The sequence below is a fragment of the Bdellovibrio sp. KM01 genome (assembly GCF_013752535.1).
Lineage (GTDB): Bacteria > Bdellovibrionota > Bdellovibrionia > Bdellovibrionales > Bdellovibrionaceae > Bdellovibrio.
On the sequence record NZ_CP058348.1, the window covers coordinates 3,894,434 to 3,910,576 of the forward strand.

Annotated in this window: 14 protein-coding genes; 9 read left to right on the top strand and 5 right to left on the bottom strand. The window is 44.6% G+C overall.

Going from position 1 to position 16,143, the window contains the following annotated elements; translation table 11 throughout:
- The first annotated feature begins 103 nt into the window (after positions 1 to 103).
- From deoC to HW988_RS18790, 8 genes are all read left to right on the top strand, one after another.
- A complete protein-coding gene (deoC, locus tag HW988_RS18755; RefSeq protein ID WP_181605636.1) occupies positions 104 to 766 on the top strand; it encodes a deoxyribose-phosphate aldolase in 663 nt (220 codons plus the stop codon).
- Entirely contained in the window at positions 766 to 2,085 is a 1,320-nt protein-coding gene (locus HW988_RS18760) for a thymidine phosphorylase (RefSeq protein ID WP_181605637.1), read from the top strand. The genes deoC and HW988_RS18760 overlap by 1 nt, the downstream gene beginning before the upstream one ends.
- Before the next feature lie 25 nt (positions 2,086 to 2,110).
- Complete coding sequence (locus HW988_RS18765; RefSeq protein ID WP_181605638.1) at positions 2,111 to 2,926, top strand: purine-nucleoside phosphorylase; 816 nt, start codon at positions 2,111 to 2,113, stop codon at positions 2,924 to 2,926.
- A gap of 139 nt (positions 2,927 to 3,065) precedes the next feature.
- The gene (locus tag HW988_RS18770) at positions 3,066 to 3,860 is read left to right on the top strand and encodes a hypothetical protein (RefSeq protein WP_181605639.1); all 795 of its coding nucleotides are present in this window, start codon (positions 3,066 to 3,068) and stop codon (positions 3,858 to 3,860) included.
- A gap of 155 nt (positions 3,861 to 4,015) precedes the next feature.
- On the top strand, positions 4,016 to 5,245 hold the full coding sequence (locus HW988_RS18775; RefSeq protein ID WP_181605640.1) for a S8 family peptidase: 1,230 nt from the start codon (positions 4,016 to 4,018) through the stop codon (positions 5,243 to 5,245).
- 129 nt (positions 5,246 to 5,374) lie between these two features.
- Positions 5,375 to 6,940 (top strand): acyl-CoA carboxylase subunit beta, encoded by a 1,566-nt coding sequence (locus HW988_RS18780; RefSeq protein WP_142701983.1) that lies wholly within the window; start codon positions 5,375 to 5,377, stop codon positions 6,938 to 6,940.
- A 14-nt stretch (positions 6,941 to 6,954) separates the two neighbouring features.
- Positions 6,955 to 8,451 (top strand): acetyl-CoA carboxylase biotin carboxylase subunit, encoded by a 1,497-nt coding sequence (gene accC, locus HW988_RS18785; RefSeq protein WP_370468164.1) that lies wholly within the window; start codon positions 6,955 to 6,957, stop codon positions 8,449 to 8,451.
- A 1-nt stretch (position 8,452) separates the two neighbouring features.
- Positions 8,453 to 8,980: an acetyl-CoA carboxylase biotin carboxyl carrier protein subunit gene (locus tag HW988_RS18790; RefSeq protein WP_181605642.1), complete on the top strand. Its 528-nt coding sequence runs from the start codon at positions 8,453 to 8,455 to the stop codon at positions 8,978 to 8,980.
- A gap of 94 nt (positions 8,981 to 9,074) precedes the next feature.
- Here HW988_RS18790 and tatC read toward each other — a convergent pair whose 3' ends face one another.
- The 4 genes from tatC to HW988_RS18810 all read right to left on the bottom strand — a co-directional run bounded on the left by tatC (position 9,075) and on the right by HW988_RS18810 (position 11,615).
- Positions 9,075 to 9,839, bottom strand: coding sequence for a twin-arginine translocase subunit TatC (tatC, locus tag HW988_RS18795; protein ID WP_181605643.1), 765 nt, complete (start codon positions 9,837 to 9,839; stop codon positions 9,075 to 9,077).
- Complete coding sequence (locus HW988_RS18800) at positions 9,839 to 10,216, bottom strand: twin-arginine translocase TatA/TatE family subunit (RefSeq protein ID WP_255490123.1); 378 nt, start codon at positions 10,214 to 10,216, stop codon at positions 9,839 to 9,841. The genes tatC and HW988_RS18800 overlap by 1 nt, the downstream gene beginning before the upstream one ends.
- 33 nt (positions 10,217 to 10,249) lie before the next feature.
- A complete protein-coding gene (locus tag HW988_RS18805) occupies positions 10,250 to 10,855 on the bottom strand; it encodes a hypothetical protein (protein WP_181605645.1) in 606 nt (201 codons plus the stop codon).
- Between the two features lie 154 nt (positions 10,856 to 11,009).
- Complete coding sequence (locus tag HW988_RS18810; RefSeq protein ID WP_255490326.1) at positions 11,010 to 11,615, bottom strand: ABC transporter substrate-binding protein; 606 nt, start codon at positions 11,613 to 11,615, stop codon at positions 11,010 to 11,012.
- Between the two features lie 370 nt (positions 11,616 to 11,985).
- On the opposite strand from HW988_RS18810, the gene HW988_RS18815 reads away from it, so the two are divergent.
- Complete coding sequence (locus tag HW988_RS18815) at positions 11,986 to 13,515, top strand: lytic transglycosylase domain-containing protein (protein ID WP_181605647.1); 1,530 nt, start codon at positions 11,986 to 11,988, stop codon at positions 13,513 to 13,515.
- A gap of 22 nt (positions 13,516 to 13,537) precedes the next feature.
- Here HW988_RS18815 and HW988_RS18820 read toward each other — a convergent pair whose 3' ends face one another.
- Entirely contained in the window at positions 13,538 to 16,138 is a 2,601-nt protein-coding gene (locus HW988_RS18820) for a pitrilysin family protein (RefSeq protein ID WP_181605648.1), read from the bottom strand.
- Positions 16,139 to 16,143: the final 5 nt, after the last annotated feature.

Below are 16,143 nucleotides of genomic sequence, written 5' to 3' on the forward strand. Positions count from 1 at the left end.
AGAGCCCTTGGCAAAACCAAGGGCTCTTCTCTTTTCAAAGTCGCCATTGCCCTAAACTTTATTCTGCGGTACCTTTTTCTTTTGAATCTGAATGAGGTGCCTCTTGCAGCTAAATAAGTATATCGACCACACTCTCCTAAAACCCGAAGCGCAGTCCGCGCAAATCGAAAAACTCTGCAAGGAAGCGCGTGAACATGGTTTCTTCAGTGTTTGCGTAAACACTTCTTACGTAAAACAGTGCACAGAATTGTTACGTGGTTCTGATGTGAAGGTTTGCTGCGTCGTGGGCTTCCCTTTGGGAGCTATGGATTCAGTTAGCAAAGCTTTTGAAACTCGTACTGCTATCGCAAACGGTGCTGGCGAAATCGACATGGTTGTACATATCGGTGCTTTAAAAGATCGTCGCTTGGATTATGTTCGCGACGACATCAAAGCTGTTGTTCAGGCGGCACCTGGTATAAAAGTTAAAGTGATCATCGAAACTTCCTTAATCAACGACGAAGAAAAAGTCCTGGCGTGCAAAGCCGCTATGGAGGCGGGAGCTGCGTTTGTTAAAACCAGTACTGGATTCGCTGGTGGTGGAGCAACGGTGGAAGATGTAAAACTTATGAAATCTGTCGTTGGTGACAAACTGGAAGTGAAAGCTTCTGGCGGCGTTAAGAATGCAGAGCAAGCGGTGGCCCTTATTCAAGCGGGCGCGACTCGTTTGGGCACAAGTTCTGGTGTCGCTTTGGTTCAAGGTCAACAATCTCAAGGAGGCTACTAATGTCTTTCCTTCCTGCTGAAATTATTAAAAAGAAACGCAATGGAGGCGAACTATCTAACGACGAGATCCAAGAATTTATTCTGGGTTATGCTCGTGGTTCCATTCCTGATTATCAAATGTCTGCTCTTTTAATGGCGATCTTTTTTAAAGGCATGACCAAAGAAGAAACTTTAGGTTTAACCAAAGCGATGCTTCACTCTGGTGAAGTTGTCGACTTCTCTTCCGTTAAAGGCTTTAAAGTAGACAAACATTCCACTGGCGGCGTGGGAGACAAGACCAGCTTGATTTTGGGGCCGATCGTGGCTGCGGCTGGCGCCCCCGTTCCGATGATTTCCGGTCGTGGCTTGGGTCACACGGGTGGAACTTTAGATAAGCTTGAAGCCATTCCTGGTTTCAACACGCAAAAACCTTTGCCTGAATTTATCGAGCTGGTTCGCAAGAATAATATTTGTTTCATTGGTCAAACCAAAGAGATCTGCCCTGCTGATAAGAAAATCTATGCTTTGCGCGATGTGACTGCAACGGTTGAAAGTCTGCCGTTGATTTGCGCCTCCATCATGTCCAAAAAATTGGCTGAAGGCATCGATGGCTTGGTACTTGACGTAAAATACGGCTCTGGCGCCTTTATGAAAACACCTGTTCTTGCAGAAGAACTTGCAACGAACTTGATGAACATTGCAAAAGGTTACGGCAAAAAAGTTACTTCGCTTTTGACTAATATGGATCAACCCTTGGGTCGCTATGCCGGCAACTCTTTAGAAGTTGATGAGTGTGTTGCGATCATGAAAAATGAAAAATTCATCGGTCCACATGGGTATGATCTTTACGAAGATACGCGCGAGTTAAGTCTGCGTCTTTCTGCTCACATGCTGCTTCTTGCGGGAATTGGTAAAACGGAAGATGAGTCTTACCAAATCGCCGTTGAGACTTTAACTTCTGGAAAAGCACTCGCAAAATTTGAGGAGCTTTGTAAAATTCATGGTGGCGATCTTCGCAATGTTCCAAAACCTAAATTCAATTTGAAAGTTGCTGCTGAAAAATCCGGATTCGTTCAAAGCTTCCATACGGAGAGCATTGGTGTTGCCGGAATTTTAATCAAAGCTGGTCGCGCGCAAACAACTGATATTATTGCGCCTACAGCCGGGATAGAATTTCACGCTAAAGTTGGTGATGAAGTGAAGGCTGGTGACACTTTGTTCACTCTGCATGGTGACGATGAAGGTCTGTTGATGTCTGCAGTTCCGATGCTAAAATCTGCGATTACTATTTCCTTGCAAAAGGTACCAAAGCCTAGTTTGATACTGAAAGTTTTGAGCTAAAACTCAAGGACAATAGGAGAACAACTTGGTACTCAATAAACTTCAAGAATCGATCAGCTTCATCCGTACAAAAACTTCGGCGAAACCGAAGATCGGTGTCGTTCTCGGCTCGGGTTTGGGTGCCTTTGTAAAAGATGTCGAAGTCGAAACTACGATTCCGTACAAAGATATTCCGCATTTCTCCCCTCCTACAGTAGAAGGCCATTCTGGAAATTTGATTTTCGGTAAAGTGAACGGTCAATCCATCGCTATTCTTCAAGGTCGCAATCACTTCTATGAAGGTCACAGCATGGAAAGTGTCGTGTTTCCGACAAGAACTCTGGCAATGTTAGGAATTGAGACTTTGATTCTAACCAACTCTGCTGGTGGTTTTGGTGAAAGCATGCAAGCTGGTGATTTCATGATCATCGAAGACCACATCAACTTGATGGGCACAAATCCTTTGATGGGACCGAACATCAAGGAGCTTGGACCTCGCTTCCCTGACATGACTGAAGCTTACGACAAGCGCTTGATCACAATCATGGAGCAAGTCCTACAAAAACAGGGAACTCGCTATCATAAAGGTATCTACTGTGGCGTAAGCGGTCCTACTTATGAAACTCCTGCTGAAGTTCGTTACTTGAAAATGATTGGCGGTAAAGCTGTCGGCATGAGCACAGTGCCCGAAACAATCGCAGCAAATCACTTGGGCCTTCGCGTGTCCGCTCTTAGCTGCATCACGAATCTGGCTGCAGGCATTTCTTCACAAAAACTTTCTCATGACGAAGTCACTGAGACGGCAAAGCGAGTGGAAATCCAGTTTACTTCGTTCCTCAAAGAATTCATCACAAATATCTAGACTAGAGGCTGTTTATAAACAGCCAAAGGTGTGACTCCACCCCCTGTTTGTTCTGATTTCTCCTCGGGGAACAAACAATTTTTAGTCAATTCGAATATACAAGCTCAAGTTTGCAAATTTGTCTGCCGAACGAATAATCATGAAAAAGTTTATTCTGTTTTCAATTATTCTTAGTGCACTTACCTCGACGATCATTTCTTGCGGCTCTCCGCCGAAGAAAGAAACGGATTCCTCTTCGACGACGCCGACTGTGAAAGATGTTAATTTCGATCAGACGCCAAAAAATACAACTCTTTATGTTGGCGTCCAAACGAGATGGGAAGGTGGTACCGAACTTGTCGCCCAAGGCAATTGCACAGCTCTGACTACTGATACTCCGGAAGCCGGCGCCAAGGACTGCAATATCTTAATTCCTGAAGGCCAGCTCTATTACAGCGACGTGATAATTACGCTGGGGTCTAAAACCGCAGACTTTTGTTCAATTGTATCTTTCACTGCATATTCGTATAGAAGGTCAAAAGTCGATGATTACGTTCCTCCAGGCAGTACCGAGAAAATAAAATGCGCATCCGATGCGGATGCCAAAGCCAACATTGGCTGCTGGGGCGGCGCAGGCCCTCTTATTTATTCCGATTTCCCGAAAACCGTAGGTCAATACTTTATTATGGCTACAGGATTAAGCACCAGCATCACAATTCCTGCAGCGAATACCAAACGCTATGGAAGCAACAGGGCCACAACTAATACGTTGGTAGATCGAACAGTTGATAATGACGACTATGTGGCTGATACGATGAGCGACTACTATATCACTTGCAGGGATATCTGGGCCCAGCCCATCTATCAGTTCAAATTAACGATAAAAGATGAAGATACACAAGGAACCGAAAACATGCCGGCTCGAAATCAAATTGAGGACTGGCAAGGGTTCTAGGAAAAAGACCAAGGTCGAGGGATCTTGGTCTTTTTGTTTATGGGCTTAAGGATAAACTAGCCTCATATTGGGACGATTTTTTCCGATCTATTAACCTGTGTGGGTTAGCATGAAGTCTCATAAATGGGACCTTCGGGCCCGCACAGGGAGTGAACATGGATGTTCAAAAAATACTCTCGGCGGTTGCTTGCGTCTTAGTATTTACAGCTTGTAGCAAAAAATCGTCGAACTCGGTCTTCTCAGACAGCACTGCACTTGATTCTGCAGCTTGTATGGGACAAGCGATCAAAAGCAAATACATCGTTCAGTGGGAAGATGGCCGATTCACTGTTGAATCCGGCACTGATGCTGAATCATTCAAAAAAGAATTTATCGAACCACAATTGGAAAACATTCGCCGTGTCGAATTCGATCGTCGCATTCAAGTTGAAGCCACGAAAGAATACGCTTCGTCGTCTGTAAGCGACACTTGGGGCTTAAGCATGATCAAAGCGAACTCTGCTTACACTCAAGGCGTATATGGTCAAGGTATTAAGGTCGCAGTTGTGGATGCGTATGTGGATGTCACTCATCCGCAGCTTGCGGGCCGAATTGCTGTGAATACGGGAGAAATTCCTAATAACGGAATTGATGATGATAAAAATGGTATTGTTGACGATTACTATGGCGCGAGCTTTGTCTCTGTTCCATCCTCAACGACAACACCCAGCCCCCACGGATCTCATGTCGCTGGGATTATCGCGGCCGACTCAAATTTTGGACCGGTTTCGGGCGTGGCTCCCCGCGCACAAATTATTCCAGCACAGTTCATCGCCAATGATGGTGGTGGTTCTTTAGGTGACGCAATTCTTGCACTTCAATATGCCGCCAGTCGTGGTGCTAAAATCATCAATGCCAGCTGGGGTGGCGCTCCCTGTGTCGCTTCCTTGAGAAATGCGTTCCAAGTTTTGGAATCCCAAGGAATTCTGGTTGTCGTAGCAGCGGGTAATGATGCGCGCGATATCGATGTCTACCCTGAATTCCCGGCTTCTTTTGATCTTTCAAATCAAATCACTGTGGCGGCATCAAGCGTGAGTGACTTCATGACATCTTGGTCGAACAGTGGCTTTAATTTTGTCCATGTGGCGGCACCGGGTGAGCATATTTTAAGCACGATTCCCGGCAACAGTTCGACCTACATGGATGGAACGAGCATGGCAGCACCCTTCGTCTCTGGAACAGCGGCTCTGCTATGGAGCTATAAGCCAAACGCCACTGCAAAGCAGATTAAAGCCGCAATCGAACAGTCAGTTGACGTTACTTCAGGACACGAGTTTAAAGTAAAAACTCGAGGCCGAATCAATATTCAAAAGGCACTTCAAGTACTTGGACAGTTAGTCCCATAAATTCAACAAGATACCTACTGAACGCAGAGCAGAAAAACATGCTCTGCGTCTGTCGTTTTAAGATGATTACTCAAATGCTCATTGATAGAAGTATGCCTTCCGTTTTTTCAAACGTTAAAGAAGGAATTTATGAGCGAAGTATCTTCAGGCATTCAAGCAAAGCTTGCCGATCTAGAAAAAAGAAATGAAGCCGCGATGGCGGGTGGCGGAGCTGCTCGTGTTGCGAAACACAAACAAGGCGGCAGACTTTCTGCGCGCGAACGTTTAGATGTTCTTTTAGATCCAGGCAGCTTCGTTGAGATGGATCGTTTCGTTACTCATCGTTGCACAAACTTCGGCATGGACAAAAATGTTGTTCCGGGCGACGGCGTGGTAACTGGTTACGGTCGTATCAACGGCAAATTGGTTTACGTCTCTTCTCAAGATTTCACTGTTATCGGTGGATCTATGTCTCGCACTCAAGCTAACAAAATTTGTAAAGTGATGGACCTTTCTATCAAGAACGGTGCACCCTTCATTTCTTTGAATGACTCTGGTGGCGCACGTATTCAAGAAGGTATCGAATCACTTGGTGGTTACGCAGATATCTTTACACGCAACACGATGGCTTCTGGTTTAGTTCCACAAATCACAGCAATCATGGGCCCTTGCGCGGGCGGCGCGGTTTACTCCCCGTCGATTACTGACTTTGTATTCATGGTTAAAAACACTTCTTACATGTTCGTAACGGGTCCTGATGTTATCAAGACTGTGACTCATGAAGAAGTAACTAAAGAAGATTTGGGGGGAGCGACAACTCACTCTGCAAAATCTGGTGTTGCGCACTTCGCAGCTGAAGACGACAAGCACTGTTTGTTGCTAATCCGCGAATTGATGAACTTCCTTCCATCAAACAACTTGGATGATGCTCCAGCATTGCCGAACACAGATCGTCCTGACCGCCTGACTGAGGCGATCATGAACTTGATCCCGGAAAATCCTAAAAAACCTTACGACATGCTTGCAGTTATCACTGAGTGCGTGGACGAGGGTTACTTCCTTGAGGTTCACAAGCACTTTGCTGCAAACGTTATCGTAGGTTTCGCCCGTTTCAACGGTCGTCCCGTTGGTATCGTGGCAAATCAACCAAACGTATTGGCTGGTTGCTTGAACATCGAAGCTTCCCGTAAGGCAGCTCGTTTCATCCGCTTCTGTGACGCTTTCAACATCCCTGTTGTTTCATTCGTTGACGTTCCGGGCTTCTTGCCAGGTAAAGATCAAGAGTGGAATGGTATCATCACTCACGGTGCGAAACTTCTTTATGCCTACGCTGAAGCGACTGTTCCTAAAATCACAGTAATCACTCGTAAAGCTTACGGTGGTGCATACATCGTTATGGGATCTAAACTTTTGAGATCTGACGTGAACCTGGCTTACCCTTCTGCAGAAATTGCAGTCATGGGAGCTGAGGGTGCGGTAAGCATCATCAGCCGCGAAGAGATCAACAAAGCAAAAGATCCAGCAGCAGAAAAAGCTCGTTTGACGGCACAATACGAAGAGAAGTTCTCGAATCCGTACGTGTCTGCAGAACTTGGTTACACTGACGAAGTTATCGATCCAGCTTTGACTCGTAAACGCATCATCGATTCTTTGGAAATGCTAAAAAATAAACGCGATATCACTCCGGCTAAAAAGCACGGCAATATCCCTCTGTAGGAGCGAACATGGCATTGTTTAAAAAAATCCTGATCGCAAATCGTGGGGAAATCGCAATTCGTATCACTCGTGCTTGTCGCGAGCTTGGTATCGCATCCGTTGCGGTTTTCTCTGATGCCGATCGTGATAGTTTGCACGTTTTCCTGGCGGATGAGGCCTACCACATTGGGCCTTCTCCCTCCAAAGAAAGTTATTTGAATTACAGAAAAATTCTGGAAGTAGCCAAACAATCTGGAGCAGACGCCGTTCATCCAGGTTACGGCTTCCTGTCTGAAAACACGACATTTGCAAAAGCGTGTGAAGAAGCGGGAATCACTTTCATCGGACCGACTGTCGCTAACATCGAATCTATGGGAGATAAAATCTCTGCCAAAGCTTTGATGAAAAAATCTGGTGTACCAACTGTTCCGGGGTCTGACGGTGGAGTTGAAACAGTCGAAGAGGCCACTAAAATCGCAGAGAAAATTGGTCTTCCAATTATCATCAAAGCCACAGCTGGCGGTGGCGGTAAAGGGATGCGTATCGTTCGCAAAATGGACGAAGTGGAAAGCGCTTTCCGTGCTTGCCGTTCTGAGGGTCAGAATTATTTTGCAAACCCTACTGTTTACATCGAAAAATTCATCAACGATCCAAAGCACATCGAAATCCAAGTATTCGGCGATAAACATGGCAACCATGTTCATTTGTTTGAACGTGAGTGCTCGGTTCAGCGTCGTAACCAAAAGATCATCGAAGAGTCTCCGTCACCTTCAGTTCCTCAGGAAGTGCGTTTGCGCATGGGTGAGGCATCTGTTCGCGCAGCGAAGCAGATCAACTATGTGGGTGCCGGTACGATTGAATATATCTTTGATAACAAAACCAAAGATTTTTATTTCATGGAGATGAACACGCGTCTACAAGTTGAACATCCGATCACTGAGATCGTGACTGGCGTTGACTTGGTTCGCGAGCAAATTAGTGTGGCCGCTGGTAAACCTTTGAGCTTTAAGCAAGAAGACATCAAGCAAAAAGGCCACGCCATTGAAGCCCGTGTTTGTGCCGAAGACCCTGTGACTTATAAGCCAAGTCCTGGGGTGATCCGCGCTTGCCGACATCCACAAGGTCCGTTCATGCGCGTGGATTCTTATGCTTACCCTGGTTACAACGTTCCGATCTATTACGATCCAATGATCTCTAAGGTTATTACTTGGGGTGATACTCGTAATGAAGCGATCGATCGTATGCAACGTGCTTTGTCTGAGTTCGTATTGACGGGTATCAAAACAAACATCGTTCTTCACAAAACTATTTTGGACCACCCGACATTCCGTGACGGTACTTACACGACACAATTTATCGAAAAGAACTTCGAAGTTATCGAGCCAGAGATGTTCAAGCAAGTTGACGACCCTGTGTTCTTGATCGCGGCGGCTATTGAGGCCTACAACGATCGTAAATCGAAGGATATCCGCCAGCTTAACGTTCGCTCCACATGGAGAAGCGTTGGTCGTAAACTTCAGTTGAGGACGTAACATGTATTTCGAAGCAGAACTTAGAGGAAAAAAATATAAAGTAGATGTGACGGAAGGCCGTCATGCATGGAAGATTTCTTTGCAACAAGAAGGCAAAGAATGGGTTCACCACGATATTTCCAAGAATGACTTTAAACACGCAGAGGAGTACATCAGCTTCCTTTTCCAAGGTAAGTCGTACCTGATCGACGTTGTGGGTTCAGACACTGAATACACGGTGTTTACGCGCAACTCGTTCCGTTCTATCAAGATCTTCAATGACGAAATGTTGTTGCATGAATCTTTGAAAAAAGGCGGCGGTTTCGGCGGCGATATGGAGCTTAAAGCTGGTATGCCAGGCAAAATTATCGAGATCTTCGCAAAAGAAGGCGACGTCGTGAAAGCGAATAAGCCCCTTTTGATTATGGAAGCGATGAAAATGGAAAACGAAATGCGCTCGGCTCGCGATGTAAAAATCAAAGAGATCAAAGTCAAACAAGGTGACTCTGTTGAATCAGGTGCGGTGTTGATCAAATTCGAAGAGCCTTAATCGGTTCTTTGATTCAGACAAAATAAAAAGGGAAACTTCTTACGGAGTTTCCCTTTTTTATTATCTAAATTTTACTGGGTCCTGTGAAAGCGAACTATTCGCGTTCGTTTTGTCGGAATTGCGCTTCACGCTTTCTTTCAAAGATGCCGACCATGATCACGCCGATTTCATATAACAAAACCATCGGGATCAACATCATCACCATGCTCATCAAATCTGGCGGAGTGATGATTGCTGCAGCGACAGCCAATCCCATGATCGCGTAGCGACGTTTTTCTTTAAGGAATTTTTGGCTTACAAGGCCCATCATACCTAAGATTGAAATTACCAATGGAAGCTCAAAAGAGACACCGAACATCAAACACATCTGAGTAAAGAACCCAAGATACTGTTCAATCGAAATCATTGGCTTATCGACAGTGCCACCGTAATTCATCAAGAAGTGGAAAGCCATCGGCAAAACCACATAGTACGAAAACGCTGCGCCCAAAATGAAAAGAACGGAACCCGCGAAGATAAACCCCATCGAGTATTTCTTTTCTTTTTGATAAAGGCCTGGCGCTACGAATTTCCAAACTTGGTAAAGCCACAACGGACACGAAATCAAAATTCCACACACAAAGGAAATTTTGATATGTGCGATGAATTTATCCAGCGGGCCCGTATAGATCAATCCGCCACCAGGAAGGTACGGAGCAATCGGTGCACGAATATAGTCGAAAACTTGTTCGCTAAAGTGATAGCAAATACCAGTCGCTGCCAACAAAATCCAAACCATGCGAACCAGGCGGAAACGAAGCTCGCCCAAGTGTTCGTAAAGGGATTGGGCTTTTTGGTCTAATTCTTCAGAAGAGCCCATTAGCCTTTGCTCCCTTTATCGTCGTCATCGTTGGAGTTATTTTGAATTTTAAATTCCATCTGTTGTGGAGTTGAATCCTTTGCCGCATTAACTTGTCCATGTGGCACGTGATCTTCAGAAGTCCAATCACCTGGATCTTCAGTGTCAGCATCTGACTTTACTTCCGGATTTTCTGGAGGCACCTTCGGCGCTTGCTTGTGTCTATCGTACAAATCGATAGGATCGATACGCGCTTGCTGTTTCAAGTCGTCAGTGAATTCACTGGTCGTTCTTTTAAGTTCATTAAGAAAGCGCCCGAGTGTGCGCGCCACTTGTGGAAGTTCCTTGGGGCCGATCACGATCAGCGCCAAGATAGCTAAGAAAATGATTTCTGACATGCCTAAACCGAACATGGTCGCAGATTAGTGGAATCACCCTTGTTTGCCAAGCTTTACTTGGTCTTGAGGCAGGGTCAAAACACCCATTTCCACCAGCTTTTCTTTAGCTAGTTCTGAGCCTGTCCGCTGATAGCGATCATAGAGGCGAAGGATACTTTCATCAGACTTAATAAAGGAATGCTGGCTAATGTAAGTCAGCACGTCAACGAACTCAATAAAGCGCGCTGAGAACGTTTTATAAACTTTCGCCAGGCCATCCTCGCGCGTGCAGTGGGCTAAGTGGGTATAGGCCGCTCCACCAATGTTGGCGTAGTAATCCACATCCACAGTTTTTCTTTGGAGTGAGTCGCCAAAGAAACCACTGATGTACAGTGCGCGGTCGCCAAGCTTTCTAAGCTTTTCAAGCTTCACGGATTGTTCTGCATTTTGCGCGTGCAGGTACATTTCGGCTAATGTTGCTTCCGCTTCAAACAGAGCTTTGGCATCTAGATATTGCTTCAGAAGATTTACGAGATACGCTTCGACAAGAGGAAGCGTCTGAACTTTACGGTCGTAAAGTCCCTTAGATACAAGCTCCTGAAAATAGCCTTCAGGGCTTACGAAAAGTTCTACTGTTTGCGAGCCGGTTTTATCTTTCATCCTTACTCACCGCTGTCCCTACTTTAAGTCTAACAAAGGATGAAGGAATTTCGGTTAATTGTTTTTTAGAAGCTGGACATTGGTTTGGGGGAAAAATAATCTCATTATGAGATGAAATTTGCCGACAAATTTATGCATCGATCAACGCTCCAACCTACAAGAGAGCGCTTAATGTAGCGGATTCTGGAGGATGTGCCTTCAGATAGGCGTCGATTTGTCTTTGAATTTGAGATCTTTTTAAAAGCCGGTTGAAAAGAGCAGCTTTGGATTTTGCATTCGACGCAAAGACGACGTGCAGACTCTTGACCCGTATTACGTGTTCATTGATCTGAAGATTTTCTTGGGCTTGGGGTCCTAGCTTATTAATAAGATATTTCGCATTCACTAGATCAAAAAAAGCTCCGTCCACTCTGCCACCTAAAACTTTTTTGATGTTGGTTTCATCGTCTTTAACTTTTTCAACTTTAACGAGGCCTCGCTCAACCAGGCGATTGAACTCCACAGTGTTTCCGTAATCGATAACTACACCAATGGTTTTCCCTCGAAGATCTTCAAGTTTTGACCATTTTAAAGGGCTTTTTTTCCTTTCAACAAATCCAACGGGAGAGCGATAGACAGAGTCTGATAAATACATTCCCGGAGTAAAGTCTTCCTCCCATGCGGGATAATAACCGTCATATTTCTTCCTTTTCACATCCGAAATTGCGCGCGCCCACGGAAGAAAAACGAACTGAACTTCAATACCGACATCGTTTAGCATCTTGCGCACGCCGGAGATCCCAGGCCCTTTTCCCGCGCAGGTCTCGCACACATAGGGATACCACTCAGAGACGGCAATAACCCACTTTTCCGCCCGTGCAGAGTTGGAAATCATCAAGAAGAAAGTAATGAAAATTACACTGAAAAAACGCGCCATTTTTTTAAGTTTTACTACAGGAAAAACGCCTCTAGCAGCGGTACTTTAAGGCTCTGCCGATTTACAAACCCTCGGTGTATCAAAATGGAACGGCTGCCCTTTCCGCGCAAAGTGTATAACTTCTATACGGTTCCACCGCATCTAATGGGTTTCCACAGGTTTTAACAGTGGCACCGGGCTTGCTCTTTCCAAAGATGAAGAAAGAGCGGGTTGCATGATTAAAGTTAATTTGACTACCAAATTGGATACGAAAAAGAAGAAGTTCACCGCGGGCTTCGTGATGACCGTCGTGGCTCTCACGGGCGTTGTGGCTCTTTATAATTCCGTTCAAATGGTTGATACAGATACTCTATTGGCTGAAACTTCCGCTCCCGTTGAAAAGTCCAATGAGCCTATGGTTCTAGCCGCCGATTCTAATGCTGAAATGGATGGCGAAGCTACTGGATTTAATCTGGAAATTCCTCAATTCGTGGCGCTTGATGAAGACACCGGTCCCATTGCTGAATCTGGCATTGTGGAAAACCGTGAGGAAATCCTAAATGACTATCAAAATTTGATTTCTGAAGAGTTCCATATCCCTGAAAACCTTCGCGATCGCGTGGGTTTCTGGTTTGATATCTATACTCTTCACAATTCAAACAAACGCCTTATCCACCACTCAGTTTACCCGTGGATTGTTTTTGAGGTGGTTGATACGACGGACATCATTAATTCCGACACCCCAAAACACCGCTGGATGAGAAATCTAAAAGCCGACGCTTTGGTAAAACAACAAGTTGAAAAAACTAAGACAGCGTTGAAATCGTTAGCAAAAAAGAAAAATCTTGATGATTTAACTGACGATGAAAAGCGCGTTATGGAAGCACTTTCCCGTCTTGATGGTGAAGTGAAAGAAAAAGCTAAGTTCGCTCTTAAAAATATCCGTGTGCAAACTGGTCAAAGAAACTTCTTCCAAGAAGGCTTGGAAGTATCTCCGAAATACCTTCCAGGTATGGAAGAGATTTTTGAAAATTACAATTTGCCAGTGGAGTTAACACGTATTCCATTCGTGGAAAGCTCGTTCAACAAACACGCTAAATCTAAAGTGGGCGCATCAGGCATCTGGCAATTCATGGGTGGCACTGGCCGTAAATTCATGGTTGTGACTGACAATATCGACGAAAGACACTCTCCGTTTAAAGCTACAGTCGCTGCGGCCCAATTGCTTAAAGAAAACCACATGATCCTAAAGCGCTCTTGGCCTTTGGCAATCACAGCGTGGAACCACGGCCCTCCAGGTATTCGTAAAGGTATGGCAAAAGCTAAATCTCAAGATTTGGGTGAGATTATCGCTAAATACAGAACAAAATCTTTCGACTTTGCCTCTTCAAATTTCTATTCAGAATTTTTGGGAGCTTTGTTCGCCGAGAAGTACCACGAAGAAGCATTCAAAGACTTGAATTACTCTGAAAAGTTGAATCTGCACACAGTGAAACTTTCCAGAAGCATCAATGCGAAAGAACTTTTGCGCAGAAGTAAATTGTCTGAAGATAACTTTATGCTTTTCAATCCGGATCTTAAAAAAGCCGTGCGCGTGAATGCACAAGTTCCATCTGGATTTACTTTGATGTTGGATGACGATGCTCGTGATCAGCTTAAGGGAATTGTTGCAAAAGCAACTTTGGGTAAAAAACGTAAGGTTCCTAAAAGCACAACCGCATCAAGCGAAGTTTCCTTAAGCGAACCAGTAGCTCGCGATCTTTAATCGCAAGCCTCCCATAAAATTTCTAAATATCATTCGGTCCAACCAGAGAAATAATCTCTGGTTGCGAAAAGATCTTCTGAGCCAATTTCTGAATATCTTCAGGTGTAATTGCGAAATACTTATCTGCGACATCCAGGCTTTCACGATAGTCCAAACCATAAATGTCATCAAATAGAATCGCATTGCAGATCGTGCCTTTACGTTGCAATTCAATGTCATGACGACCAATCAAATAGCGTTGTGCCCGAGTCAGTTCTTCCTCGCCAACTTTAACATCAGCAAGCTTGTTGAATTCCGCTTTTAACATCTGAATAGATTTCTGGGCCTTCTCCGGAGAACAGCCAATGTATCCGCCAAAGTATCCGCCTTCAATTCCTTCCATGTGCATTGGTGAAACTGAATAGGCCAAAGAATTCTTATCACGAAGCTCCAGGAACAAGCGACCACCTTGGCCACTTAGGATCGACTGAATAATTTCAAGGGTGTATCTTTCAGGACTTTTCAAAGTAAGGCCCTGATATCCCACGATGATGTGGCTTTGCTCTTTTTTTAACTCATGAAATACGTGGCGGTTCTGAGTCACTTTGGTGATGGGGAAATGATTTTCAATTTTCTTCCCAGCCGGTAAAGCCGCCGTCACTTCTTCAAAAGTTTTCACCCATTTTTTAGCATCGACATCACCCACCACGCATAAAGTAAGATTTTTGGCATGAGCAACGTCGTTATAGTATTTACGAAGCGAAGCCTGGCTGATGGAAGAGATCGATTTATCGTCCCCTAACAAATCACGTGAATACGGATGATTTTTAAAAACTTCTTTCATGAAATTCATCACGCAGATTTGTGATGGATTGTCATTGCGAGATTTCACCTGATTCTTTTGAACCACTTTTTCACGTTCCAAAATCGCTTCGGGGAATTGTGGGTTTAACAATGAGTCCGTATAGATCTCAAGCATCTTGTCTTCGAATGGGGAAAGATAGTCCATCGACATACCGACGGAATTTCTGCCACCAAATGCACCAATCCCTGCCGCAAGTTCATCCACGCGGTGATTGATTTCGTCCTCAGTAAATTTCTTAGATCCTGAAAGCCAGTTTCTAGAAAATAGCTCCGTCAAACCGTTGGTAGTGCCGTCTTCGATGCGGGCACCACCCAAGAAAGCCCCCTTCATGGATACGTAAGGAGTGTCTTTTTGCTCGCGAATCAAAAGCGTTGCGCCCGATTTCAAAGTAATTCTTTGAGTTTCTGGAGTGTGCTTCACCGCTTCAGTATTGATTGAGAATTTTTTAGGAACGAACTTTGCCGGTTTGGCTTTAGAAGGTTTTGTTTCTGCCAACGACTTCTTTAAATTCTTAGCGAAATTTTTCAAAGACTTCTCTGCGATCTTTTTGTCCATGTTTGTCATAAGCGACAAACTGAAAGCATCCGCTTTAAAATACTTCTTAGCAGCTTTTTGGATGTCTTCAGGCTTAAGCGAATAAACTTGTTTCATATATTTACGATAGTGATCGTGGTCACCATAGTAAAACTCATCGCCTCCGGCTTTTCTCGCAATGTTATCCACAGTCTCCATGGAGTAAACTTCGTGGCTTGCAAAATTAGTGATCGCCTTTTGCATTTCCATTGGCGAAGGTGGTTCGTGAATAATGCGAGTCAGCTCTGGAATCATTGCTGACAAAGCCTTATCCAGATTTTCCTGCTCAAGATTAAAAGAAACCGCAAACAATCCATCATCTGGCATTGAATAGCTGAAAGTTCCCACCGAATTTGTTAACGGCTCCCTGATGCGCAAAGTTTGCATCAGGCGAGAAGAATCCCCCTGACCCAAAATGGCTGCCAATACTTCCAGGGCCGCAATGTCCTTGTGCTTAACGTTTGGAATTCTCCAGCTCAAATAGCCCGTTGTTGTTTCGAACTTTGCTTGTTCAATTTTAATACGGATGCTTTTTTGCGCCGGTTCCTTTGTGTGAGATGTTTTGCGCAATTTGAATGGCTCAAAGCCGCCGAACATTTTTTCAACCTTTGTCTTCATCTCCTTGGAATCGAAATCCCCAGCGATAACCAGGAACATGTTCGAAGGGACATAACGACTTTGATAGTATTCACGAATTTTTTTAGCGCTGACTTTATTAACGACCTTATCGTAACCAATTACCGGAATTCCATAAGGATGTTTGCGGAAAATATTTGAAAACAACAGCTGACTTGATCTGCGGCCTGGACTGTCCTGACCACGTTTGATTTCTTCGATCACCACTTCACGCTCGTTATCAATTTCTTGGGGATCAAATGTCGGATAACCCATCATCTCGCTGATGACATCCATCGCGACATCCGTGAATTGTTTTGAAATCGTCACGTAAAAGACTGTTTGGTCAAAGGAAGTATAGGCGTTTAGCTCCCCGCCAGATCCCTCGACCGTAGAGGCAATTTCACCCACTTTGTATTTACGAGTGCCTTTAAAAACCAAGTGCTCGATAAAGTGAGAAATACCCTCTTCGCCCTTTTTCTCGTCAGCAGAGCCTGTTTTCACCCACATTTGAACTGACACCACGGGGGACTTATGACTCTCTAATAAAAGGACTTTTAGACCGTTTTTTAGTTGAAATTTTTTAGACATACTCT